At 69.0% G+C, this 23,213-nt stretch carries 21 protein-coding genes and 1 pseudogene; 15 read left to right on the plus strand and 7 right to left on the minus strand.

The annotated features are described in order from the left end of the window. Nucleotides 1-182: 182 nt before the first annotated feature. The 5 genes from IPN47_07940 to IPN47_07960 all read right to left on the minus strand — a co-directional run bounded on the left by IPN47_07940 (nt 183) and on the right by IPN47_07960 (nt 3,976). Nucleotides 183-986 carry an MBL fold metallo-hydrolase gene (locus tag IPN47_07940; protein ID MBK9407971.1) on the minus strand — a complete coding sequence of 268 codons (804 nt, stop codon included), beginning with the start codon at nt 984-986 and terminating at the stop codon, nt 183-185. Then, nucleotides 983-2,185, minus strand: coding sequence for a hypothetical protein (locus IPN47_07945; GenBank protein ID MBK9407972.1), 1,203 nt, complete (start codon nt 2,183-2,185; stop codon nt 983-985). Before IPN47_07945 ends, IPN47_07940 begins: the two co-directional genes overlap by 4 nt. After that, on the minus strand, nt 2,182-3,216 hold the full coding sequence (locus tag IPN47_07950; GenBank protein MBK9407973.1) for a mannose-1-phosphate guanylyltransferase: 1,035 nt from the start codon (nt 3,214-3,216) through the stop codon (nt 2,182-2,184). The genes IPN47_07945 and IPN47_07950 overlap by 4 nt, the downstream gene beginning before the upstream one ends. After that, nucleotides 3,213-3,557 carry a response regulator transcription factor gene (locus IPN47_07955; GenBank protein ID MBK9407974.1) on the minus strand — a complete coding sequence of 115 codons (345 nt, stop codon included), beginning with the start codon at nt 3,555-3,557 and terminating at the stop codon, nt 3,213-3,215. Before IPN47_07955 ends, IPN47_07950 begins: the two co-directional genes overlap by 4 nt. 65 nt (nt 3,558-3,622) lie before the next feature. Beyond that, on the minus strand, nt 3,623-3,976 hold the full coding sequence (locus IPN47_07960) for a roadblock/LC7 domain-containing protein (protein MBK9407975.1): 354 nt from the start codon (nt 3,974-3,976) through the stop codon (nt 3,623-3,625). A gap of 134 nt (nt 3,977-4,110) precedes the next feature. Between IPN47_07960 and IPN47_07965 the strand changes: the two genes are divergently transcribed. The 7 genes and pseudogenes from IPN47_07965 (at nt 4,111) to gatB (ending at nt 12,714) form a co-directional block, all read left to right on the plus strand. Beyond that, nucleotides 4,111-4,701: a hypothetical protein gene (locus IPN47_07965; GenBank protein ID MBK9407976.1), complete on the plus strand. Its 591-nt coding sequence runs from the start codon at nt 4,111-4,113 to the stop codon at nt 4,699-4,701. Nucleotides 4,702-4,712: 11 nt separating this feature from the next. Continuing rightward, nucleotides 4,713-5,987, plus strand: coding sequence for a serine--tRNA ligase (gene serS / locus IPN47_07970; protein MBK9407977.1), 1,275 nt, complete (start codon nt 4,713-4,715; stop codon nt 5,985-5,987). Between the two features lie 2 nt (nt 5,988-5,989). After that, nucleotides 5,990-7,141, plus strand: a complete 1,152-nt coding sequence (locus tag IPN47_07975) for a HAMP domain-containing histidine kinase (protein ID MBK9407978.1) — start codon at nt 5,990-5,992, stop codon at nt 7,139-7,141. Further along, complete coding sequence (locus IPN47_07980) at nt 7,138-9,504, plus strand: UvrD-helicase domain-containing protein (protein ID MBK9407979.1); 2,367 nt, start codon at nt 7,138-7,140, stop codon at nt 9,502-9,504. The genes IPN47_07975 and IPN47_07980 overlap by 4 nt, the downstream gene beginning before the upstream one ends. Then, nucleotides 9,505-9,816 (plus strand): aspartyl/glutamyl-tRNA amidotransferase subunit C, encoded by a 312-nt coding sequence (locus tag IPN47_07985; protein ID MBK9407980.1) that lies wholly within the window; start codon nt 9,505-9,507, stop codon nt 9,814-9,816. Further along, nucleotides 9,813-11,273 carry an Asp-tRNA(Asn)/Glu-tRNA(Gln) amidotransferase subunit GatA gene (gene gatA / locus IPN47_07990; protein ID MBK9407981.1) on the plus strand — a complete coding sequence of 487 codons (1,461 nt, stop codon included), beginning with the start codon at nt 9,813-9,815 and terminating at the stop codon, nt 11,271-11,273. The genes IPN47_07985 and gatA overlap by 4 nt, the downstream gene beginning before the upstream one ends. Then, nucleotides 11,270-12,714: pseudogene (gene gatB, locus IPN47_07995) on the plus strand (Asp-tRNA(Asn)/Glu-tRNA(Gln) amidotransferase subunit GatB). Before gatA ends, gatB begins: the two are co-directional and overlap by 4 nt. Here gatB and IPN47_08000 read toward each other — a convergent pair. Next, complete coding sequence (locus IPN47_08000; GenBank protein ID MBK9407982.1) at nt 12,680-13,684, minus strand: zinc dependent phospholipase C family protein; 1,005 nt, start codon at nt 13,682-13,684, stop codon at nt 12,680-12,682. The pseudogene gatB and the gene IPN47_08000 overlap by 35 nt on opposite strands. A gap of 7 nt (nt 13,685-13,691) precedes the next feature. Continuing rightward, on the minus strand, nt 13,692-14,465 hold the full coding sequence (locus IPN47_08005; GenBank protein ID MBK9407983.1) for a hypothetical protein: 774 nt from the start codon (nt 14,463-14,465) through the stop codon (nt 13,692-13,694). A gap of 145 nt (nt 14,466-14,610) precedes the next feature. On the opposite strand from IPN47_08005, the gene murA reads away from it, so the two are divergent. From murA to truB, 8 genes are all read left to right on the plus strand, one after another. Continuing rightward, the gene (murA, locus tag IPN47_08010; GenBank protein MBK9407984.1) at nt 14,611-15,903 is read left to right on the plus strand and encodes a UDP-N-acetylglucosamine 1-carboxyvinyltransferase; all 1,293 of its coding nucleotides are present in this window, start codon (nt 14,611-14,613) and stop codon (nt 15,901-15,903) included. After that, on the plus strand, nt 15,900-16,637 hold the full coding sequence (locus tag IPN47_08015; protein ID MBK9407985.1) for a polyphenol oxidase family protein: 738 nt from the start codon (nt 15,900-15,902) through the stop codon (nt 16,635-16,637). The genes murA and IPN47_08015 overlap by 4 nt, the downstream gene beginning before the upstream one ends. Before the next feature lie 139 nt (nt 16,638-16,776). Beyond that, nucleotides 16,777-17,241, plus strand: coding sequence for a ribosome maturation factor RimP (locus IPN47_08020; protein MBK9407986.1), 465 nt, complete (start codon nt 16,777-16,779; stop codon nt 17,239-17,241). An 11-nt stretch (nt 17,242-17,252) separates the two neighbouring features. Further along, a complete protein-coding gene (gene nusA, locus IPN47_08025; protein ID MBK9407987.1) occupies nt 17,253-18,572 on the plus strand; it encodes a transcription termination factor NusA in 1,320 nt (439 codons plus the stop codon). A 46-nt stretch (nt 18,573-18,618) separates the two neighbouring features. Beyond that, a complete protein-coding gene (locus IPN47_08030) occupies nt 18,619-18,969 on the plus strand; it encodes a ribosomal L7Ae/L30e/S12e/Gadd45 family protein (protein MBK9407988.1) in 351 nt (116 codons plus the stop codon). A gap of 9 nt (nt 18,970-18,978) precedes the next feature. Then, the gene (gene infB, locus IPN47_08035; protein ID MBK9407989.1) at nt 18,979-21,846 is read left to right on the plus strand and encodes a translation initiation factor IF-2; all 2,868 of its coding nucleotides are present in this window, start codon (nt 18,979-18,981) and stop codon (nt 21,844-21,846) included. Between the two features lie 136 nt (nt 21,847-21,982). Beyond that, on the plus strand, nt 21,983-22,369 hold the full coding sequence (gene rbfA / locus IPN47_08040) for a 30S ribosome-binding factor RbfA (GenBank protein MBK9407990.1): 387 nt from the start codon (nt 21,983-21,985) through the stop codon (nt 22,367-22,369). Further along, nucleotides 22,350-23,213 carry a tRNA pseudouridine(55) synthase TruB gene (gene truB / locus IPN47_08045; GenBank protein ID MBK9407991.1) on the plus strand — a complete coding sequence of 288 codons (864 nt, stop codon included), beginning with the start codon at nt 22,350-22,352 and terminating at the stop codon, nt 23,211-23,213. Before rbfA ends, truB begins: the two co-directional genes overlap by 20 nt.

Here is a 23,213-nt window from a genome sequence, read left to right on the forward strand (position 1 = left end):
TTGGGCAGTCAGGCGCCGCGCGCCGCTAATCGATTGCAGGGCGTGAACCTATGAACAGGGTAAAGAAAGTACAATGACCGAAAAGCGATCGCCGCGGCCCAACACATACAAAAACTCCGGCTCGAGTGAGCCGGAGCATGTGGTCAGTAGCCTCGACGATCGCGGGGAGCGTGCTCGGCCCCTCAGAACAGCGAGAGCTGTTCCACTCGGCGGGCGCGCGTGATGGAGAACGACGTGACGGCGTTCTGGCTGGCGACCGTCAGCGCGCCGCGAAACGCGGTCGTGCGCACCGCGGCGTCGACCGTCGCTCGGGCCACCTCGGGTGTGTTGTTGCACTCCGAGAGGTGGGCGAGCACCAGGTGGCGTAGCCCGCGGTGCGACACCCGGCGCGCGAGGTCGGCCGCGGCCCGGTTGCTCAGGTGCCCGTTCGCCCCGGCGATCCGATCCTGCACCACCACGGGGTAGGGACCGGCGCGCAACATCTCTTCGTCATGGTTTGACTCGAGAATGAGCGCGTCGAGATGCCGCATCGCCTGCTCCACGCCGGCAGGAACGTGTCCGAGGTCGTAGGCGATGCCGAGTCGGGCCCCCGTGGACGGTGCGTCGACGACCAGCGCGATCGGCTCGCTCGCGTCGTGCGGCGTGCGCACGCAGCGAAAGTGCATCGTGTCGAGCACGAGCGTCTCGCGCGGATCGATGGCGTGCGGACGCAGCGCCGGGAGCCCGGGCGTTCCGGCGATCGTCCCCGCGGTCGCGTAGATCGACCACCCCCACTTCCGCGCCGCCGTGCAGGCGCCGGTCACGTGATCGGTATGCTCGTGCGTGAGGACGACCGCGCTGATCGATTCGGGGGCGATGTCGGCGGCGGCCATGCGCGTGGCCAGCGTCTTGGCATTGAAGCCGGCATCCACGAGGACGCGGGCGCCATCGGCCTCCAGCACCACCGCGTTGCCGCGGCTGCCGCTCCCGAGGATCGTGACGTTCATGCGCCGGCGGTCCAGCGGGCAGCAAAGATCCGCTGCAGGTGGCGGCGACCGCCGTCGCCTAACGTGACGGCGCGCCGCGCCATCACCCGCTCGGCGACCGTGACGAAGCGCTCCGGATCGTAGAGGGCACTCCCTTCGCCCCACAGGAAGGGAGGGACCACCTTGGGCGTCAGCCCCGACGCGACGACGTTGGCTCCGGTCCCGATCACACTGCCCGTCGTCAGGCGGGTCCCGATCGCGGTCTTGGCGTGGTCGCCGAACAGGGTGCCAAGGAACTGCAGCCCCGTCGTCACCGTCCCCGCCGGCGTCCACAGTTGGACGGCCCCGTAGGTGTTCTTCAGGTTGCTGGTCACGGTCGCGGCGCCGAGGTTGACCCAGCGGCCGAGGATTGAGTGACCGACAAAGCCGTCGTGTCCCTTGTTGGCGTGCCCGAGGAAGATGGTTGTGCTGATCTCGCCGTGCACGCGGCTGTGCTCCCCGATGGCACAGGTCGTCACCTTGCCACCCAGCACCTGTGCGTCGGGCGCGATGTAGCAGGGACCCACCAGGCGCGTGAAGGCGGCGACGCTCGCGCGACGCGACACCAGCACCGGTCCTGCCGAGGCATCGATCACGACGAGCGGTTCGACGTGCGCCCCCGCCTCGACGAAGACGGGATGGTCGCCGAGGACCGTGATGTGTGGCGTTGCGACCGTCTCCAGGCGAGTGCCTAACGTGGCAATGTCCTCGCTGAGCATCGCCGCCAGGTGGCGCAGCAGGTCCCATGGGGCGTCCAGCCAGCGGCCGTGCACCACCGTGCGCTCCCATCCGTTCTCCGACAGGTCCTCGAGGTCGAGTGTCCCGTCGGCGAAGCGTGCGGTGGGCACCGCGTGGGTCAGGCGCACCGCGGCGACCGCATCGTCGCACGCGAGCAGGTCGGCCGCGCCCATGGCGCCGCCGAGCGCAGGGACGCAGCGGGCGTTCACCACCAGCGCCCCAGCGGGCAGCGAGCCGTCAGCGACGGCGCGCGGCGCATCGAACTCCTCGAAGTCCGCGAGGTGCAACGCGCCGAGGAATCCGCCGCAGCCGAGGCCGAGCAGCTGCTCCCACCGCTGCCGGATGAGGAGCGCCCCGGCGCGCAGTTCGCCCACCGGTCGCGAGAGCGCGAACGGCTCGAAGGCGCGCGCCCGCGCGTCGTCGTAGAGATAGAACTGGCTCACGGGCGATCGCGCACCTGGGAGGGGAGCGCGTCCAGCAGCGTCTTGAGGTCGGCGGCGCGCTCCGTCGTGGTCACCAGCGTGAGCCCGTCGCGCACCACCACGACCAGATCCTGCACGCCGTAGAGCACGACGTCGTTCCCCTCCGCCTGCACCACGTTGTCGCGTGCGTCGACCAGGTGCACCGGACCGTTGGCCGCGTTCCCCGCGGCGTCGTGCGTGCGAACGCGCGCGAGCGCTGCCCACGTCCCGACATCGTCCCAACCAAAGCTGCCCGGGATGACGACGACGTTGTCCGTGCGCTCCAGGACGCCGACGTCGACCGAGATCGACTTCACCGTCGCGAAGAAGCGGGTGATCTCGCCGTGTGCGTCCGCGAGTGCCGGGGCGACCTCCGGGGTGTGCGCCCGCACCTCGCCCAGGAAGTCGCCGACCCGCCAGACGAAGATCCCCGAGTTCCACAGGTAGCCGTCGCGGACCATCTCGGCGGCGCGCTCACGCGTGGGCTTTTCCACGAACTGGGCGACGCGCTGTCCGCCGCCGTCGAGCGCCTCACCTGGACGGATGTAGCCGAACCCCGGATCGGGACGCGACGGCACCACGCCGACCGTCACGAGCGCGTGTTGCGCTTCAGCGACCGTGGCGGCGCGCTCGAGCGCGGCGCGAAAACCGGGGGCGTCGCCGATCGCCCAGTCCGCGTGCACCGACAGCATGACCGCCTCGTCACCGTCGCGTTTGGCGATGACCGACGCCGCCCAGGCGAGGGCGGCCGCCGTGCCGGCGGGCTTTGGCTCGGCGATCAGGTTCTCGCGCGGAATCTCGGGAAGCAGCGCGTGGATCGGCTCGACCAGCGAGGCGTTGGTGAGGATCAGGATGCGATCCGGATCGGCCAGCGGGAGGAGGCGGTCGACCGTGTTGCGCAGCAGCGGCTGCGCGTCGATGAGCGGGAGCAGCTGCTTGGGGCGCGTCGGCGTGCTGAGGGGCCAGAAGCGCGAACCGACCCCGCCGGCGAGGATCACGACCCAGCGTGTCATTGGTCGCCTTCGGTCGCGGAGGGAACGGCGACGCCGGTCAGTTCGGCGGTGCGCAGGTAGAGCTTCTTGGGGCTGAACGGCTTGGTCATGAACTCGGTGGCCCCGAGGGCGAGGGCGCGCTGGTGTTGCGCCTCCTGCCCGGCGGCGGTGAGGACGATGCAGGGAGTGTGGCGCCACTGCTCGCTCTGGCGCATGTGGGCGAGTACGTCGAACCCCGACAGGTGTGGCATCATGACGTCGAGGACGACGAGGGCGATGTCGGGCTCGCGATGGAGGACGTCGAGGGCTTCACGCCCATCGAAGGCCAGGGTCACGCGAAAGGGACCCTGTTCGAGCTTCATCTTGATGATGCGGCCGATGTGGGGCTCGTCGTCGGCCACCAGCACGTGCCGTGTGGCGCCCACGGCTACACGAGCGAGGCGATGTTACCGCGATGTCGGCGCAGGTCGAACAGGAGCGAGCCGACATTGGCCGACGGGTGTACGAGGACCAGAAGGACGGCTTCGGCCGAGAGGGCACACACCACGGCGAATCCGCGCTCGTACTCCAGGACCGACGTCACGAGGGGGCCGCGCTGGGCGTGCACCGCCAGTTCTTCGGCGGCGGTGACGAGGGAGGGGACGTGCGCCGCGAGATGTTCCGCGTCGAGCGTGGGCGTGGAACGGCCGTCGATCAGCAGACCGTCACGTCCCAGCAGGATCACCGCTTCGACGCCGTCACGTTGGGCGAGCGCCCCGACGAGCTCGCGAATGGTAGGCATCCACGCTCCGTGATAGTTCGAGCCAAGCATAACGGGGGGTGGGGTGAAGTCAAGCAGCGTCGCTTGAAGTCAGGGGGTGCAACGGGTAGTCTACGCCACTGGAGAACATGCACATCAACTCGTTGTCGAAACGCATGATACGAAAGCCCATCACCCGGTTCGTGGCGGCGCTGGCCGTCGTCGCCGGCCTGTCCGCCTGCGACGACACGCTCGGGCTCCGCGCGTCGCTGTCGGTGGCGTTCGATACGCTCTCGGCGTACGCCATGTCGAACACCCCGGTCAGCTTTCCCGCGGCGTACTCGGTCTCGAGCGGTATCGTCGTCCGCATCGATCCCACGATCTCCTTCGAACTGGCCTTCGACCTGCCGGGCAACGGCAAGGTGCAGCTCATCCCGGCGCGTCGCATCAGCACGACGCGTGTGATCAACGGCGGCGCCGCGGCGACCCCGCGCGTGGGCATGCAGCTGGCCAAGGGGACGTTCGAGAGCCTGACGAAGGCCCCGACCGGTGGCTACACCTACGACTCCACCTTCGTCGTGGCGCCGGGCGAGTCGGTGCTCCTCGAGCTCTCCGGCGACGCCTGCACCTACTCGCTGGCCTCGCAGCAGTATGCCAAGCTCGTCATCGATAGTGTCAACACGACGCGGCGTCAGGTGTACTTCCGCGCCGTCCGCGATCCCAATTGTGGCTTCCGCTCGTTGCAGCCGGGCGTTCCCAAGAACTAGTCCTCGATTCCATGCATGATTTCCGGGTGCTCCGCGACCAGGTCGACGCCTTGCGGAGCGCGATGCGCCGCCGCGGCAAGCTCGACGTCCTGGCCCCGTTGATCGATCGTGGCGTCGCGCTCGACCTCGAGCGACGCACCATGATCCAGGCGGTCGAGGAGCGAAAGGCGGCGCGCAACGCCAATTCGCAGGAAGTCGCCCGCCGCAAGAAGGCGAAGGAGGACGCCGACGCGCTCATCGCCAACGGGCGTGCGTTAGGCGAGGAAATCGCCCAACTCGAAAGCGAGCTGGCGCGCGCCGAGCAGGAGCTGCAGTCGATCCTGCTCGAGCTGCCGAACCTCACGCTCGACGAGGTCCCCGAGGGAGACGAGGGGCACAACGCGATCGTGAAGTCGTGGGGGGAACCGCGCGCTGCCGACGGGTGCAAGCCGCACTGGGAGCTGGCCGAGGCGCTGGGCATCCTCGACCTGGCCCGCGGGGCCAAGATCTCGGGGTCGGGCTTCATCGTCCTGCGTGGAACCGGGGCGCGCCTCACACGGGCGCTCATGAACCTCTTCATCGATACCCACACCCGCGAACACGGGTACGAGGAGGTCTGGGTTCCCGTCGTCGTCAATCGCGCCTCGATGACGGGCACCGGACAGCTTCCCAAGTTCGAGGACGACATGTACGGCATCGCCGGGGAAGATCTCTTCCTCGTGCCGACCGCCGAGGTGCCGGTCACCAACCTGTATCGCGACGAGATGCTCGAGGCGGGCGAACTGCCGCGCGGCTTCGTCGCCTACACGCCCTGCTTCCGCAAGGAGGCCGGCGCGGCCGGCAAGGACACCCGCGGCCTGTTGCGGCTGCACCAGTTCGACAAGGTCGAGATCGTGCGCTACACCACGCCCGAGCAGTCGGCCGACGAACACGAGCGCCTCACGCGCCACGCCGAGACGCTGCTCGAGCGCCTGGGGCTCCCGTATCGCCGCGTGCTCCTTGCGGCTGGCGACACGGGGCAGAGCAGCGCGAAGACCTGGGATCTCGAAGCTTGGGCCCCCGGCGTCGGCAAGTGGCTCGAAGTCTCGTCGTGCTCGACGTTCACCGACTATCAGGCGCGCCGCGCGAATATTCGCTACCGCCCGGCCCCGGGTGACAAGCCGCGCTTCGTGCACACCCTCAACGGGTCGGGGCTCGCCTTCCCACGCATCATCGCCTGCCTGCTGGAGCACTACCAGCAGCCCGATGGCTCCGTCACCGTACCGGAGGTCCTCCGTCCGTACCTCGGGACGGACGTGATTCGTTAGGGATGCGGCGCCGCGCCACGGTCGTCGTCGGCGTGGTCGTGGCGCTCCTCCTGGGGTCGTACGTCCTCTTCTCCCAACGCGTCGTCTCCCGCCTGCGCGCGGAGGCCGGGCGCGAAGGGCAGATGTACGCGCAGGTCTATCGCGCGCTCACCGACACGGGGAGCAATCCGATCGGCGCGCTCTTCGACCTCTCGGAGCACATCCGGCGTTCCGGCGTGCCCGTCATCGTCACCGATCCGGCCGGCCGCCCAACCGCCGCCGCCAACCTCCCGTTCCTCGGCGCCGACTCGGCGTTCAAGCCTGACGATCCGCGACTCACGGAGTGGATCGGCAAGCTCGACGAAGAGAACGAGCCGGTGAGCGAGCCCAACGTCGGTACGGTGCACTTCGGGCACACGCCACTGGTGAAGGAGCTCCGCGTCGTGCCGATCCTGCAGGCGGGGATGCTCGGCATCGTCCTGCTCGCGGCGTTGTACATCTTCCGCACGCGGGCGCACGCCGACCGCGAGCGGGTGTGGGCCGGGATGGCGCGCGAATCGGCGCATCAGTTGGGGACGCCGCTATCGTCGCTGAGCGGATGGATCGAGCTCCTGCGGGAGCGCGAGGCCGATCAACTCACCACGCGCGCGCTCGAACACATGCAGGGCGATCTCGAACGGCTCGAACGGGTGGCGCATCGCTTCGAGCGCATCGGCCGCCCGCCGAATCGTGAGGCCGTCGACGTGGGGAAGATCGTTCAGCGCGTCTCCGACTACTTCCGCGCCCGCGTCCCCTCGCTCGCCCACGCGGTGACCATCGAGACGTACATCCACGAGGGACCCCTCATCGCGCAGGGCGACCCGGTCCTCGTCGAGTGGGTGCTCGAAGCGCTGATCAAGAACTCCATCGATGCGCTGGCCGGCAACGGTGGACGCGTGCGCATCGGCGTGAAACGCACGCCGGAGGCGATCCAACTCATGGTCGCCGACGATGGCCCGGGCATCCCGCGTGAGCTGCGCAAGCGCATCTTCGAGCCCGGCTTCTCCACCAAGCAGCACGGCTGGGGGCTGGGGTTGGCGCTCACGCGCCGCATCGTGGAGGAATCGCACGGCGGGACGCTGACGTTGCTGCCGACCGAACGGGGGGCGGTCTTCCAGATTATCTTGCCCGCATGACGTCGTCGCTCGTCCCAACGGACAAGATGATCGCGGGATTGAATCCCGCCCAGCGCGAAGCGGTGCTCACGGTCGAGGGACCTGTCCTCGTCCTGGCGGGCGCCGGTTCCGGCAAGACCCGCGTCCTCACGACGCGCATCGCCCACCTGATCGAGCATCACGGCGTCGACCCGCGCCAGATTCTCGCCGTCACCTTCACCAACAAGGCCGCCGGGGAGATGCGCGAGCGGATCGCGCGACTCCTCGGTACCGCACCCGCCGGCATGTGGGTCGGGACCTTCCATGCGATCGGCGCGAGGCTCGTGCGAGCGCAGGCGCACCTGGTGGGACGCACCCCGGCCTTCACGATCTACGACGAGGACGACTCGGTCGCGGTCGTGAAGCGCGTGATGGAGCGGCTCAAGCTCAACACCAAGGAGCGCACGCCGCAGTCGGTCCTCGCCTCCATCTCCGACGCCAAGAATGCGCTTGTCTCGCCTGACGAGTACGCGCGCCTGGCGATGGATGCGCACAGCAAGGTCGTCGCCGACGTCTATCGCAATCTCGAGCCGGCCATGCGCCAGGCCAACGCGGTCTCGTTCGACGACCTGCTCACCCTTCCCGTGCAGGTCCTCGAACAGCAGCCGGCACTGCTCGAGCAGTATCGCAAGCGCTTCACCTACATCCTGGTGGACGAATACCAGGACACCAACCGCGCCCAGTATCGCTTCATCGCGTTGTTAGGCGGCGCGCACGGCAACGTGGCCGTGGTGGGCGACGACGACCAGTCCATCTATGGCTGGCGCGGCGCCGACATCCGCAACATCCTCGATTTCGAGCAGGACTTCCCCAAGGCGCACGTCGTGCGCCTCGAGGACAACTACCGCTCCACGCCGCAGATCCTCGCCCTCGCCAACGCCGCGATCTCGGCCAACACCGAGCGGCGCGGCAAGACGCTGCGCTCGACGCGCCCGGCGGGCGATCCCGTGTCGGTCGTGGCCGCGCTCGACGAGCGCGACGAGACGGACTTCGTGATCGAGGAGATTCAGGGGAGTCGCTTCAGCGCCCGCGGGCGCCCGCTCAAGGACTTCGCGATCCTCTATCGCACCAACGCCCAGAGCCGCGCGATGGAAGAGGGGTTGCGCCGCCACGGGATTCCGTATCGTCTCATCGGGTCGGTGCGCTTCTACGACCGGCGCGAGATCCGCGACCTGATGTCGTACCTCAAGCTCGTCGCCAATCCCAACGACGACGAGGCCTTCCGTCGCGCCATCGCCGTCCCTCGGCGCGGCGTCGGGGACACCTCGGTGGAAACGCTCGCCGAGAGGGCGTACCAGGGGCGCTGCTCACTCCTGGCTGCTGCCACCGATCCCGAGATGGTGGGGACGATGCGCCCGGCCGCGCGTACCGCGCTCGCCGACTTCGCCAAGCTGATCCTGCGCCTGCGCGAACTCGCGAAGGAATCGCCCGTCGATGAGGTGCTGCGCGAGCTGGTCGAGGCGATTCGTTATGCCGACTATCTCAAGGCCGAAGGCCCCGACGCCCCCGAGCGCATGGAGAACGTGCGCGAACTCCTCACGTCGGCCGCGGAGACGGTGATCGACGACGGTGGCGAGGTGGGGCTCACGCCGCTCGATCACTTCCTGCAACGCGCCACGCTCGTGGCCGGTGTCGACGCCCTCGATCCCAACGCCGATGCCGTCGTCCTCATGACGCTGCATAACGCGAAGGGGCTGGAGTTCCCGGTCGTCTTCATCACCGGCCTGGAGGAAGGGCTCTTCCCGCTCGCCCGGTCGCGCGAGGAGCCGGCGCTGCTCGAGGAGGAGCGTCGCCTCTTCTATGTGGGGATCACGCGCGCCGAGGAGGTCCTGTTCATCACGCACGCACGCAGTCGGCGGCGCAACGGGGAGATGATGAACTCCATCCCCTCGAGCTTCGTGCGCGACCTCCCCAAGGAGCTGCTGAAGTCGCGGGCCACCGTACGACTGCGCGGCAGCGGGCGGTTTGGGGATGTGGACGGCAACTACGGCGGCGCGAAGTTCGGCGACAGCGGCTCGCGCTTCGGCGAGTCGGGTCGCCGCTTTGGCGAGACCGGGCCGCGCGACGACTGGTTCGGTGATCGCCCGACGCCCTCCGAGCGGCGCCCCGGAACGCCGGTGTCGCGCCCGACGCCGCGCGACGTGCCGGTGGAGGAGGAGTCGCAGGACGCGCCGCTGTTTGCCCCCGGCGTCCGGGTGAAGCACGCCAAGTTCGGTGACGGAACCATTGCCGAGCTGTCGGGCACGGGACGGGATGCCAAGGTCACGATCGACTTCGATGACGAATCCGTCGGGCGCAAGCGCCTGGTGGTGGCGTACGCAGGACTCGAACGGGGGGTGGAGTAGATGTCGGTCACCAACGATGACGTGCGGCACATCGCCGCCCTCGCGCGGCTGGGGCTCGAGCCCGATCGTGTCGCCCTCCTCGCGACGGAACTGAACGGCATCCTCGCGCACATGGACGTCCTGGCGGGCGTCGACACGTCGGCCATCGACCTGCACGCGCGGGGGGAAGGGGAGGGGATGCCGCTGCGCCCGGACGAGGGGCCCTCCGTCCCGCTGACGCGTCCGCGCGAGGCCTTCGCTCCCGAGATGCGCGAGGGCTTCTTCCTCGTCCCCCGCCTCGCGACGCACGAGGACGCGGCGGAGGAGTCATGAGCGGCGACCTGTTGCGCCTGGCGGCCTCCATCTTGCGCGACCGGGTCGCCGCCGGCGACGCGTCGGCGCTGGCCGCCACCGATGCGTCGTTCGCCCGCGCCGGCGAGGTGAACGCCGGGCGCGACGGGCTCAACATCGTGCTCTGGCACGATCGCGAGTGGTCGCGCGCCGCCGCCGAGTCGATCGACGCATGCGTCACGAGCGGCGTGCCGGTCGGCTCGCTGGCCGGCGTCCCCGTCGCGCTCAAGGACAACCTCGCGACCGAGCATCTCCCGACCACCTGCGGCTCGCGCATCCTCGAGGGGTACGTCTCGCCGTACGAGTCGACCGCGGCCCGTCGCCTGCGCCAGGCCGGAGCGGTGATCGTGGCCAAGACCAACATGGATGAATTCGCCATGGGGTCGTCCACCGAGCACTCGGCCTGTGGCCCCACGCGCAATCCGATTGCCCCTGACCGCGTCCCCGGCGGCTCGTCCGGCGGCTCGGCGGCCGCGGTGGCGGCCGGGCTCGTCCCCGTCGCGTTAGGCTCGGAAACCGGCGGCTCGGTGCGGCAGCCCGCCGCCTTCTGCGGCATCACCGGCATCAAGCCGACCTACGGACGCGTGAGCCGCTTCGGGCTCGTCGCCTTCGCCAGCTCGCTCGACCACGTCGGCGTCTTCGGTCGCACGGTGGACGATGCCGCGCTCGGACTGCAGGCGATTGCCGGAGTGGACGTCAACGACGCGACCAGCGTCGACCTTCCCGTACCGGACTATCGCGCCAGCGCCGGCCACTCGATGCGTGGCCTGGTCATCGGGCGTCCGGCGGAGTACTTCCCCGAGTCGCTCGACCCGCGGGTGCGGGCGGTGTGCGATCGCGCGGTCGAGGCGTTGCGCGAGGCCGGGGCCGAGGTGCGCGATGTCTCGCTCCCCCATACCGCGCTCGCCATTCCGGCGTACTACATCATCGCCCCTGCCGAGGCGTCGTCCAACCTGGCCCGCTTCGACGGGGCGCGCTATGGATTGCGCCTGACGGGAGACGGCCTGCGCGGGATGTACGAGGCCACCCGATCGCGCGGCTTCGGCGCCGAGGTCACGCGCCGCATCCTGCTGGGGACATACGTGCTCTCGGCCGGGTACTACGACGCCTACTATCGCAAGGCGATGGAGGTCCGGCGGCTCATCGCCGGCGACTTTACCGCCGTCTTCGCCAGCGGCGTCCACGCGCTCCTCACGCCAACCACGCCCACGCCGGCATTCCCGATTGGGGCCGTGAGCGACCCGTACGAGATGTACATGAGCGACATCTTCACCGTCACCGCGAACCTCGCCGGCGTCCCCGCGATGTCGGTGCCCGCAGGCTTCGTCGATGGGCTCCCGGTCGGCGCACAACTCATGGCACCGCATTTCGGCGAAGCGACCATGCTCGGCGTCGCCTATGCCATCGAGCGCGCCCTTGGCGTGGGTGGGGTCCGATGAATCACCCCACCTATGAGCTCGTTGTCGGGCTGGAGGTGCACGTCCAGCTCAAGACGCGCACCAAGATCTTCTGTTCGTGCCCTACGCAGTTCGGGGCCGCGCCCAATGCCAACACCTGTCCGGTCTGCCTGGCCCTGCCTGGCGCGCTCCCGGTGCTCAACGCGCACGCGGTGCAGCTGGCGGTGCGCGCCGCGCTGGCGCTGGAGTGCACCGTGCACCCGGTGTCGGTCTTCGCCCGCAAGAACTATTTCTATCCCGACCTCCCCAAGGGCTACCAGATCTCGCAGTTCGACCAGCCGATCGCCACGGGAGGACGCCTGGCGATCGGCACGGGCGACGATGGGACGCCGCGTGTCATCGGCGTCACGCGTGCCCACATGGAGGAGGACGCCGGAAAGTCGGTCCACGATCGCTTTCCGTCCGTCTCCGCCATCGACCTCAATCGTGCCGGGACACCGCTCGTCGAGATCGTCTCCGAACCGGACATGCGCACGCCGGCCGAGGCGCGCGAGTACTGCACGCGACTCAAGGAGATCCTCGAGTATACCGAGGTCTCCGATGCCAACATGGAAGAAGGGAGCCTGCGCGTCGACGCCAACGTCAGCATCCGCCGGCATGGCGAGACTGCGTTAGGCACCAAGACCGAGATCAAGAACATGAACTCGTTCTCGGGAGTCGAACGCGCCATCGCCGCCGAGTTCGAGCGACAGGTGGCCTTGGTCGAGTCGGGCGAGCGCGTCGTGCAGCAGACGCTGCTCTGGGACGCCGGCAAGCACGAGGTGCGTCCCGCCAGGAGCAAGGAGGGGAGTCACGACTATCGGTACTTCCCGGAACCCGACCTCCCGCCGCTCGTGCTGTCGCCGGCTCGCATCGCGGAAGCACGCGCCGCGCTCCCCGAACTCCCGGCGGCGCGCGGGCCCGCCTCGTCGACCGATTCGGGGTCCCGGCGTACGACGCGGGCGTCCTCACCGCCAACCGGGCCATCGCCGACTACTACGAGGCGGTCGCGGTGGCGCTGGGCGACGGCAAGGTCGCGGCCAACTGGGTCATGGGCGAGGTGCTGGCCTACCTCAATAGTGCCGGCCTCACCATCGAGACCTTCCGGGTCTCGGCGGGCGACCTGGCCGCGCTGCTCACCCTCGTGCGGGACGGGACGGTGTCCAACAGCGCCGCCAAGAAGATCTTCGCGCTGATGGCGCTGGAGGGCGGCGCCCCGAAGGGGATCGCCGAGCGTGAGGGCCTGCTACAGGTGAGCGACGATGGCGCGCTGGCGGCGTGGGTCGAGGAAGTCTGGGCCGCGCATCCCGACGAGGTGCAACGACTGGCGGCTGGCGAGAAGAAGTTGCTCGGCGTCCTCGTTGGCGCCGTCATGAAGCGGTCGGGCGGGCGCGCCGACCCGCGCAAGGTCAACCAGCTGCTGGCGGCAAAGTTGGCGACGTAGCGGGCGATGGCGAGGCCGGCGATCCTGCCGGCGCCCCCAGTACGTCGGGAAGCGGCTCGGGGAAGAGCGGGGTCGCAAGCCGCGCGGCGTGACGCAACGACGACGCGGGCATGCCGAAGTGCCGGTCCGCGTCCTCGATCAGGCGGTCCTCGCCGCCGAGGCGCAGCGACTCGCGACGCACCCGCTTCGCCAGCCGCAACCGCAGGTCACCCGATGGGTCGAAGGCGTAGGGCTCGGCCGCGTCCATGCGGTTCAGCAGGTCGACCACGTAGTCGAACGAGCGCGTGAGATACGCCCCGACCTGGTCGTTGGGGAGGTCCCAGCGCGAGTGCTCGCTCGCCAGCTGAAAGATGCGTTGCCACGACTCCATGTCGGTGACGCGCACCATGCCGCGAAAGATCCGCCGATTGGTCGGCGTGCTGAAGATGGTCGGGCTCAGGATGCGATCGAGGTGCCCGTCACTGCGCGTGTGGTCGAGCAGGATGAGCTCGCGCGCCCGGCGCGCAAAGCGTTCCCCGAGGTGCGTCTCGAAACGGTTCTCCCAGTAACTGTGCCCCAGCGCGGCGGTGCTCGACGTGACCGCGAGCTGGCGCGGGACGAAGTAGTTGTGCGCCACCACGTCGGCCGCGAGGTGCGCGAGATAGCCCAGCGAAAACGCTCGCAGGGGCTCGTCGCGCGCCCGGTCGAGGATCTCGAAGCCCACCATCCAGGAGTGGCAGTGCCGGCCCGCCGCCGCGTACTTCTTGGCGATGCTCGTGTCGGCGGCGATCGATCCGTAGAGGAAGTCGTACGGAAAGGCGCGCAGCAGCTCGGCGATGGGGGCAGGGAGGAGGTGCAGCGCCCGCAGCAGCGCCTCGCCAAGGTAGACGTGCGTGCCCGGCGTCCAGGCGTGGGCGGTGGTCGGGAAGAGGACGACCAGCGCGAGCGCCCCGAGGCACATGAGAATTGGGGCGAGCCGGCGGGCGTGCATGCGGTGCCTAACGGCTCGTTCCAGTGCGGGCGCCGGAACGCGCTCGGATGCGGGGCGCTTCTGTGGGTTCCTCGTCGGCCTCCTCCTCGTGCTCGCGCGTGGCGGGAGCATCGTCCTCGGCGCCCTCCTCATCAGCGCCCTCAGCCTCGACCTCGGTCCCCGACTCGAGTTCGTCCGTCGCGTCGTCGAGCTCGTCGCCCTCGTCCGCCTCGTCCGCCTCGTCCTCCTCATCGCCCGTGCCCCGACCGCGCCGACGCGAAGCCTCGTCGCGGCGCGCGAGCCCTAACGAGCGGCGCACCGCCTGGCCACCGGCCCGCACGCCGCGCATGAGCGAGGCGGCACCCAGCACCGCCCCCTCCGCTTCCTCCTGCACGATGTTCACCAGTTCGTCCAGGCGCGCGAGTCGCCCCTCGGTCACGTCCATGACGGCGCGGAACCGATCGCTGGCCTCGTCGATCGTCTCGCTCGCGCGCTCGACCGGGGCTTTGAGCCCCTTGGCCATCGCGCGCACCTCTCCCGTGACCTCGCGCGCCTCGGCGATGGCGGTCCGCAACGGTTCGTATGCGCTGCGGATCAGTTTGGTGAGTTCGTCGATCGTCTTCTTGAGCGCGTAGAGGAGGAGAACTCCCATCACGAGCATCACGAGCACGAGGAACGACACCAGGCTCTGTCCGACGTTGGCGGCGGTGTCGAGCCACGAGTGCTCGACCACGATCCGCGTTCCCACGGAGTCGGCAGCCGCTTGCAGCAGCAGGAAGATCGAGGGCGCCAGGGAAGACATGGGCACCGCGCAGGTCAGGGAAGTGGGAACCGGGTGGCAGCAGGCCCCCTCGCATCGTACCACGTGGAAAAAAGCGAAGTCAAGCGACGGCTTGAAGATGCCCGTCGGCTACGGGCATTATTCGTTCACCCCAACGACGACGCGAATGTCTTCTGTGCAGTACATCGTGGAGGGCGGTCACCGCCTCTCCGGCAGCATCGAACCATCCGGCAACAAGAACGCCGCCCTCCCGATCATCGCCGCTGCACTCCTTACCGAGCACGAGGTGACGCTCGAGAACGTGCCGCGCATCCGTGACACCGAGACGCTCGTGCAGCTGTTGCAGGCGGTCGGGGCGAACGCGGAGTGGCGGGGGCGGAACACGCTCGTGATCGAGGCCAAGGAGATTCGCACCGACGAACTCGATCCCGACCTCTGCGCCAAGATTCGGGCATCGATCCTGCTCGCCGGGCCGCTCCTCGCCCGTTGTGGGCACGTGGTACTCCCCCCGCCCGGTGGCGACGTGATCGGTCGCCGCCGCGTCGACACGCACTTCCTGGCCTTCGAGCAGATGGGGGCCACCGTCTCGGCGACCGACCGCTTCGAGTTCCGCGCCGCCAAGCTGCGTGGGGCCGACGTCTTCCTGGATGAGCCGAGCGTCACCGCCACTGAGAACGCCCTCATGGCCGCGGTCTACGCCGAGGGGACGACGGTGCTCCGCAACGCGGCGTCGGAACCGCATGTGCAGGACCTCGCCAACTTCCTCGTGGCCATGGGGGCGCGCGTCGAGGGGATCGGGACCAACACGATGACGGTGCACGGCCCGGCCACGCTGCACGGCGCGACCCATCGTATCGGGCCCGATCACATTGAAGTCGGCTCGTTCATCGGGTTGGCAGCGGTCACGCGCTCCACGCTGCGCGTCACGCGCGCCGGCGTCGAACACCTGCGCTCGACGCGCATGGGGTTCGAGCGCCTCGGCATTCACTGCGAGGTGGAAGGGGACGATCTCATCATCCCCGCCGAGCAGTCGCGCGTCATCAAGTCCGACCTCGGCGGCCACGTCCCGAAGCTCGAGGATCAGCCGTGGCCGGCGTTCCCCGCCGACGTGATGTCGATCGCCATCGTCACGGCCACGCAGTGCGAGGGGTTGGTGTTGATGTTCGAGAAGATGTTCGAGTCGCGCATGTTCTTCGTCGACAAGCTCATCGCGATGGGGGCGCGCATCGTCCTGTGTGACCCGCATCGCGCGCTGGTCTCGGGCCCGTGCAAGTTGCGCGCGGCGCGGGTGGAATCGCCGGACATCCGGGCCGGCATGGCGATGCTGCTGGCGGCGATGTGTGCCGAGGGAACCAGCACGATCAACAACGCCTCGCAGATCGAGCGGGGGTACGAACGGATCGACGAACGCCTGAACGCGTTAGGCGCGCGCATCACCCGCGTCCCCGCGCGGGCGTGACCGTCGTCGGGCACATCGGGCCGCCGGGGGCGGCGCATGGGCGCCCCGACCTGGAGCCCGTGCCCGGCTTCGACGCGCTGGGGGCCATCGCCTTCACGACCACGCGCGATCGGGGCGACTTCGCGTTGCAGTCCCGGGAGCCGGCGGCCGATGTCTTCGGTCGGTGGCTGACGCTCCTCGACGAACTGGCCCCTCGGGCGACGCGTCTGGCGATGGCGCACCAGGTGCACGGCGATACCGTGCTCCAGCACGAGACGGGGTGGAGCGGGTGGCTGCGTGCCCCCTCCGCGGATGGTCACGTGGCGCTGACGCCCGGGACGGCGCTGGCGGTGACCGTCGCCGACTGCGTCCCGGTCTTCATCGCCCATCCCGGTGGGGCGATCGGCATCGTCCACTCCGGGTGGCGCGGAACCTTGGCCAACATCAGCGGGCGCGCCGTGCAGCGGCTCGTCGCCGCCGGCCTGCGCGCGAGCGAGCTGTCGGTGCATTGCGGCCCCTCGATCTGTGGTGACTGCTACGAGGTGTCGCCCGATGTGTACGGGCAGTTGACCGGTCGCACGGTGCCGCGTCCCACGCCGGTCGATCTGCGCGCACTCATCGCCGATGATGTCCGGGCCGCCGGGGTCACCGAGATCTCCATCAGCGCCTGGTGTACGCGGTGCCACAACGAACGATTCTATTCGCACCGTTGCGGCGATGACGGCCGTCAGATCGGGGTGATCGTTCGGGCGTGACTCCTGTCCGTCCGGTTGACCTCCTCCGGTTCGGGCCGTACATTCACCTTGCTTCGCGGGGCAGGCACCCGTGATCCGGAAATGTGGGGGAGGGTTCCCCCGCATTTTTTTGTTCTTGGGCCGGTTTTTTTGACGAGACATGCTAGAAGCGCTGGAAGACTTCGTGCGGCAAGAGGTTGAGGCGCTGGGGTTCGATCTGGTCGAGTTCCGGCGTGGTGGAACGGCGCGTCGCCCGTTGCTCGATGTTCGCATCGATCGACGCGACGGGACCAAGGTGACGATTGAGGACTGCGCTCACGTGTCGCGTGCACTCGAGCCCAAGCTCGACGCCGCTGGGACAGTGGGCGATCAGTACGTGTTGGAAGTGTCGTCACCGGGTGTCGAACGCCCGCTGCGGCATGCCGCGGACTGGCGCCGCTTCACGGGGCGCCGGGCGTCGGTCTCGAGCGCTGCAGTGGGTGGGCGCATCGAGGGAGAGATCGTGGGGTTGGATGGGACCGAGGGGGCCGAAGTCGCGCACCTGCGGGACCAGCGTGGTGTGGACCATCGGGTGCCGCTGGCGGACGTCAAAGAGGCACGACTCGTGTTCGTCTGGAACAAGTAGAGGGTCATCGAATGACCGGGACCGCAGAGATTCTCACCGCAATTCGCGAACTGTCCAACCTCAAGGGGTTGGACACGACGGAGTTGCATGGATTGTTGCAGGACGGCATTCACGCCGCCCTCGCCAAGAAGCATGGCGCCAACGTGCAGGCCGAGGTGGAGATCGACGAGAAGAAGGGGGCGATTCGCATCGTCCTCCTCAAGACCGTCGTCGCCGAGGTCACCGATCCGTCGCGCGAAACTTCGCTCGAAGAGGCGCAGTTCGAAGACCCGGAATTCCAGGTCGGCGACGTGATGGAGATCCCGGTCGACTTCGCCGAGTTCGGGCGAAGCGCGGTGCAGGCGGCCAAGCAGCGCATCATTCAGCGCGTCCGTGAGGGCGAGCGCACCAAGATCCGCGACGAGTTCGCCAATCGCGTCGGCGAGCTTCTGTCGGGCGAGGTGCAGCAGATCGAGCGCGGCAAGCTCGTGATCATGCTCAACAAGTTCCGCGAAGCGGAGGCGATCATGCCCTACCGCGAGCAGAACCATCGCGATCACTACCATCAGGGCGATCCGATCCGCGCGGTCCTCAAGCGTGTCGAAGAAACGCCCAAGGGGCCGCGCCTCATCCTGAGCCGCGCCGACCCGCTCTTCGTGAAGGCGCTCTTCAAGCTCGAGGTCCCGGAGATTCAGCAGGGGATCGTCGAGATCCGTGCCGCCGCGCGAGAAGTCGGGAGCCGCACCAAGATCGCCGTGTGGTCGCGCGACGACTCTATCGATCCGGTGGGCGCCTGCGTGGGCCTCAAGGGGGCGCGCGTTCAGGCCGTCGTGAACGAGTTGAGCGGTGAGCGTATCGACATCGTCCCCTGGTCGGCCGATCCCGAGCGTTTCGCCAAGCTCGCCCTCGCCCCGGCCAAGGTCGCGCGCGTCTTCTCGGATCCCGAGGGGAAGGCGATCCAGGCGGTCGTCGACGAAGACCAGCTCTCGCTGGCCATCGGGCGGAACGGCCAGAACGTGCGTCTCGCCTCCGAATTGACGGGCTGGAAGATCGACCTGTACTCGAGCCGCGAGTGGCTGGAGCGTAGCGAAGGGCCGATCTTCGCCCCGCTTCCCGAGGAGCAGGACGCGGCCGATGTGAAGCTCTCCGAACTCGGGGGGATGCCGCCGGCGACGGTGGCCATCCTCGAAGAGGGCGGATACCGTACCTTGAACGACATCATCGATCTCGAGCGCGAAGATTTCCTGAGACTCCCCGGCATCGCGCCGGAGGAGGCCGATCGTATCATGGGGATCTTGAACGAGCTCACGACCGACGACGACGGAAGCGGCGACGGCTCGGCGGGGGCGTGATCGGTTGACGCGTCCGCCTCGCGTGGAGCCGAAAGCACCAGGAGGAATGGACGCGTCCACGCAGCGACGATTGCTCGGGTTGCTCGGGCTCGGCGTTCGCGGACGCGGCGCAGTGGTTGGGGTGGAGCGAGTGCGTGAGGCGGCGAAGAAGGGACTGCTGGCGGTCGCGGTCGTCGCCCCTGATGCCTCGCGGCATTCGTTGGACAAGGTCGTGCCGCTCCTCGAGGCGCGACGCATTCGGATCATCGAGGGGCCCTCGGCGGAGGTGTTAGGCAACGCCGTCGGCCGAGAGGCGACGGCCGTGGTCGGGGTCACCGATCGCTCGCTGGCGTCGGGCGTGCTCGCACTATTCGGCGCGGGCGTTGATGGGGACACGGGTCCGGCACGGGCCCGCTAGGAGGATCGTTTGAGCAAGCTTCGCGTACACGACATGGCAGGGGAGTTCGGGATCGCCGCGGACGAAGTGATCGGCATGCTTCGTTCGATGGACGTTCCCGTTCGTAGCCACTTGACGGTGCTCACCGACGACCAGGTGGCGCGCGTGCGCGCCCGGTGGGAGCGGGAGAAGCGCGCGCGGCAGGAAAAGCCGGTCGCAGCGCCTGCGGCCACCCGCCGTCGCAAGGGAGCGCCCGCGACGACCACGACGCCCGCTCCCGTCGCCCCTGAGCCCGCAGCCGCGACACCTCCTCCCGCCGTCGATGCGGCCGCCGCAGCCAAGGCGGGCGTCCGTCGTCGTCGTGCCGCCGATGTCGCCGCGGCCGCTGAGGCGCTCGAACTGGCCGCCGAAGAGACTGCCGCCGCCGCATCGGCCGCCGCGGCAGCGGCCGCCGCCGCCGTCGTCGAAGCGCCCAGCGCTCCGGTCGAGGTGGCCGCGCCCGTTCGAGAGACGACGGCCCCAGCCGCCCCGGAGTCAGGCGACGACGTCGCCCACGCTCCTGCCGCGACCGAGCACGAGGGAGCGTCCGAGGATGTGCCGGCCGTCGAGCCGGTGCGTGCTGTGGAGCCTCCTCCGCCGCCGCCCCCCGCTCCGCCGGCCCCCCCGGCCGCGCCCATCCCGCAGCCGCAGACGTACTCGACCGGACCGTCGATCCCCGATCGGCCGCGCCCGCGTCCGGTCGTGCCCGGCGCCCCGCGTCCGCGCCCCGGTCAGGGCGGCGGCGGATTCGAGCGGCCGCGGCCTGTGGCCTCGGCCTCGCCTTCGGGCTCGGTCGGACTCCCGCCGCGTCGCGATGATCAGCAGCGCAAGCCTGGCGGTGCCCCCGGTGGTGGGGGGGGAGGCGGTGGGCCGTCCGGTGCTTCGCAGTCGCAGCAGCAGCAGCGTGGCAAGAAGAAGGGGAAGCGTGGGGCCGTCGACCAGGAAGAGGTGTCGGCAAACATCTCGCGCGTCATGGGTGCCATGCGTGGCGGCGTCGCCAAGCGTGGCGGGTCGCGACGCGACGACGGCCGCGAGGAAATGGAGGCGATCCGCCGCGAGGAAGCCGAACGCGAGAAGAAGACGGTGCGCGTCAACGAGTTCATCACCGTTGGCGAACTGGCCGAAATCCTCAAGCTGTCGGCCAGCCAGATCGTGGCCTTCGCGTTCAAGAACCTCGGGTTGATGGTCACCATCAACCAGCGCCTCGACTTCGACCAGATCGAGTTGATTGCCGGCGAGTTCGGCTTCCAGGCGGTGCGTGAGGAAGAGTACGCCGCCGACATGGGAGAGGAGCGCGTCGCCGACCGGCCCGAGGACCTCGTCTTCCGTCCACCGGTCGTGACGATCATGGGTCACGTCGACCACGGCAAGACGTCGCTCCTGGACTACATCCGGAAAGCAAACGTCGTCGCGGGCGAGGCGGGGGGTATCACGCAGCACATCGGTGCCTATCACGTCACGCTGCCCAACAGCAAGCACATCACCTTCCTCGACACCCCGGGCCACGAGGCGTTTACCGCCATGCGTGCCCGCGGCGCGCAGGTCACCGACATCGTCATCCTCGTGGTGGCGGCCAACGACTCGGTGATGCCGCAGACCATCGAGGCCATCTCGCACGCCAAGAACGCCGGCGTGCCGATGATCGTGGCGATCAACAAGGTCGATCTCCCCGACGCCAACCCCATGCGCGTCAAGCAGGACCTCCTGCAGCATGGCGTTGTCCTCGAGGAGTTCGGCGGAACCACGCTCTCGACCGAGGTCTCGGCCAAGAAGGGGACCAACGTCCCCGAGTTGCTCGAGCAGGTCCTCCTGCAGTCCGAGGTGCTCGATCTCAAGTCGAACCCAGACAAGAAGGCGCATGGCTCTGTGGTCGAAGCGCAGCTCGACCCGGGCAAGGGGCCGGTCGCGACGATCCTGGTGTCGAGCGGCACGTTGCACGTGGGCGACGACTTCATCTGCGGCCTGCACTCCGGGCGCGTGCGCGCCATGCTCGACGAGCGTGGCAAGCCGGTGAAGTCGGCCGGACCGGCGATCCCGGTGCAGGTGCTCGGCCTGACGGGTGTGCCGATGGCGGGCGATCAGTTCGTGGTCGTCGAGGATGCCAGTCAGGCGCGCGAGATTGCCCAGCGTCGTGAACGCCTCGATCGCGAGGCCAAGAGCCGTCGCACCTCGAAGGGTGTGGTGTCGCTCGAGGACTTCATGTCGCAGGCGGCGGCTGGGCAGAAGCGGACGCTCAACCTCATCATCAAGGCCGACCAGGGTGGTCCGGCGGAAGCGCTCGCCGACGCCCTGCAGAAGCTGTCCAACAACGAAGTGCAGGTCGATGTCGTGCACCGCGGCGTGGGCGCGATCACGGAGGGCGACATCCTCCTGGCGCGTACGTCCGGCGCGATCATCATCGGCTTCCACGTGCGCCCGGACAACAACGCCCGGACGGCCGCGGAACGCGAAGGGGTCGACATCAAGCTGTACCGCATCATCTACGAGGCCGTCGCCGACGTGCGCGCCGCCCTCGAAGGGATGCTCCGCCCCGAAGAGCGCGAAGTGGTCATGGGCGAGGCCGAGGTCCGCGAGATCTTCAAGGTGTCGCGCATCGGCACGATCGCCGGCTGCTCCGTCCGTTCGGGGATCATCTCGAAGGCCGGGCGTGTGCGCCTCATTCGCGACGCGGTCGAGGTGTACGATGGCACGCTCTCGTCGCTCCGCCGCTTCAAGGACGACGTGAAGGAAGTGAAGGAAGGCTACGAGTGCGGCATCGGCCTCGAGAACTTCAACGACCTCAAGGTCGGCGACGTCATCGAGTGCTACAAGACCGAGGAAGTGGCCCGTACGCTGCAGCCGGAGTCCGCGGGCGCCTGACGGCACCTGACGTCCGCGGACGCTTGATCGCGTCCGACGCCGGCGGGCGCTTCACGGCGCCCGCCCGGCACCTTGCTCGAGTCCCGTAGGTGTGGCGTGGCCCCCGCGTCCGCTGCACCCTGTTGGAGTAGATACCATGGCGAATGATGGACGCCGACCCGATCGGGTCGCCGAAGCCATTCGCGAAGAAGTCGCGCGGTTCCTCGCGGAGGGGGTGAAGGATCCCCGCATCACCGGGCTGGTCACGGTGACCGCCGTCGACGTCACGCGCGACCTGCGCCATGCGCGCATCTTCGTGAGCATCCTCGGCACCGATGCCGAAAAATCCGCCACCGAGGAAGGGCTGCACTCCCTCGCCTCGCACCTGCGAAGCCGACTGGCGAAGTCGCTGCGCCTGCGCGTCGCGCCCGAGTTGGAGTTCGTGCTGGATGCGAGCATCGCGCACGCCGCGCGCATCGAGTCGCTCCTCGCCCAGATCAAGGACGGCACGCTCGCCCCGCCGGATGCGAGCGACCTCGACTGACGTCCTCCTCCTCGTCGACAAGCCGGCGGGGTTGTCGTCGCATGACGTCGTCGCGCTCGCCCGCCGTGCGTTAGGCACGCGCAAGGTCGGGCATGGCGGGACCCTCGACCCGTTCGCGACCGGCCTCCTCGTCCTCTTGGCAGGCCGCGGGACTCGGCTCCTCCAGTTCGTCCCGTCAGAGCCCAAGGTCTACGAAGCGACGATCGCCTTCGGCACCGAAACCGATACGGACGACGGGACCGGAGTCGTCGTGCGCGAGGCGCCGCTGCCCTCCGCCCTCGACGTGCTCGGCGCGATTCCGGCACTGACGGGCGACCTGGACCAGCTCCCTCCCGCGTATTCGGCCAAGCATGTCGGGGGCGAGCGCGCCTATGCGGTGGCGCGTCGCGGAGAGCGGCCGGCGCTCGTGACCTCGCGCGTGCATGTGGGCGAATGGAACGTCCTGGAGCAGACGCCGGGTTCGCTGCGCGCGCGCATCACGTGCGGCACGGGGACGTACATCCGGTCCCTCGCGCGCGATCTCGGTCGTGCCACCGGTTCGGCCGCACATCTGGCGGCGTTGCGTCGCGTCCAGGTGGGGCCCTTCGACGTGCGAGACGCCAATGGCATTGAGGCGCTGCGCAGCGGCGAGATCACCGTGCGCGAGCTGCACGAAGCGTTAGGCGACCTGCCGCGACAGGTCCTCGACGACGATGCCGTTCGGCGGGTGCGACAGGGACTCATGATCCCCGCCTCGGTTGCGGGTGCGCGCGCCGCACTGCTCGACGCGCACGGGGACCTGGTCGGCGTGGGCGCGCGCTCCGGTGACTCCTGGCACGCCGACGTCGTGCTCGCGACGACCTGA

Source organism: Gemmatimonadota bacterium, from assembly GCA_016719105.1.
In the GTDB taxonomy this organism is placed as follows: domain Bacteria; phylum Gemmatimonadota; class Gemmatimonadetes; order Gemmatimonadales; family Gemmatimonadaceae; genus SCN-70-22.

Bases quoted from the DNA above. Each gene is read 5' to 3' on its own strand.
- IPN47_07940 (MBK9407971.1), bottom strand. From the start codon at position 986: ATGAACGTCACGATCCTCGGGAGCGGCAGCCGCGGCAACGCGGTGGTG.
- IPN47_08030 (MBK9407988.1), top strand. From the start codon at position 18,619: ATGGACGCGTCCACGCAGCGACGATTGCTCGGGTTGCTCGGGCTCGGC.
- IPN47_08005 (MBK9407983.1), bottom strand. From the start codon at position 14,465: ATGTCTTCCCTGGCGCCCTCGATCTTCCTGCTGCTGCAAGCGGCTGCC.
- rbfA (MBK9407990.1), top strand. From the start codon at position 21,983: ATGGCGAATGATGGACGCCGACCCGATCGGGTCGCCGAAGCCATTCGC.
- IPN47_07980 (MBK9407979.1), top strand. From the start codon at position 7,138: ATGACGTCGTCGCTCGTCCCAACGGACAAGATGATCGCGGGATTGAAT.
- nusA (MBK9407987.1), top strand. From the start codon at position 17,253: ATGACCGGGACCGCAGAGATTCTCACCGCAATTCGCGAACTGTCCAAC.
- IPN47_07960 (MBK9407975.1), bottom strand. From the start codon at position 3,976: ATGCCTACCATTCGCGAGCTCGTCGGGGCGCTCGCCCAACGTGACGGC.
- IPN47_07955 (MBK9407974.1), bottom strand. From the start codon at position 3,557: ATGAAGCTCGAACAGGGTCCCTTTCGCGTGACCCTGGCCTTCGATGGG.
- IPN47_07965 (MBK9407976.1), top strand. From the start codon at position 4,111: ATGATACGAAAGCCCATCACCCGGTTCGTGGCGGCGCTGGCCGTCGTC.
- gatA (MBK9407981.1), top strand. From the start codon at position 9,813: ATGAGCGGCGACCTGTTGCGCCTGGCGGCCTCCATCTTGCGCGACCGG.
- IPN47_08000 (MBK9407982.1), bottom strand. From the start codon at position 13,684: ATGCACGCCCGCCGGCTCGCCCCAATTCTCATGTGCCTCGGGGCGCTC.
- murA (MBK9407984.1), top strand. From the start codon at position 14,611: ATGTCTTCTGTGCAGTACATCGTGGAGGGCGGTCACCGCCTCTCCGGC.
- serS (MBK9407977.1), top strand. From the start codon at position 4,713: ATGCATGATTTCCGGGTGCTCCGCGACCAGGTCGACGCCTTGCGGAGC.
- truB (MBK9407991.1), top strand. From the start codon at position 22,350: ATGCGAGCGACCTCGACTGACGTCCTCCTCCTCGTCGACAAGCCGGCG.
- IPN47_07950 (MBK9407973.1), bottom strand. From the start codon at position 3,216: ATGACACGCTGGGTCGTGATCCTCGCCGGCGGGGTCGGTTCGCGCTTC.
- IPN47_07975 (MBK9407978.1), top strand. From the start codon at position 5,990: ATGCGGCGCCGCGCCACGGTCGTCGTCGGCGTGGTCGTGGCGCTCCTC.
- IPN47_08020 (MBK9407986.1), top strand. From the start codon at position 16,777: ATGCTAGAAGCGCTGGAAGACTTCGTGCGGCAAGAGGTTGAGGCGCTG.
- IPN47_07985 (MBK9407980.1), top strand. From the start codon at position 9,505: ATGTCGGTCACCAACGATGACGTGCGGCACATCGCCGCCCTCGCGCGG.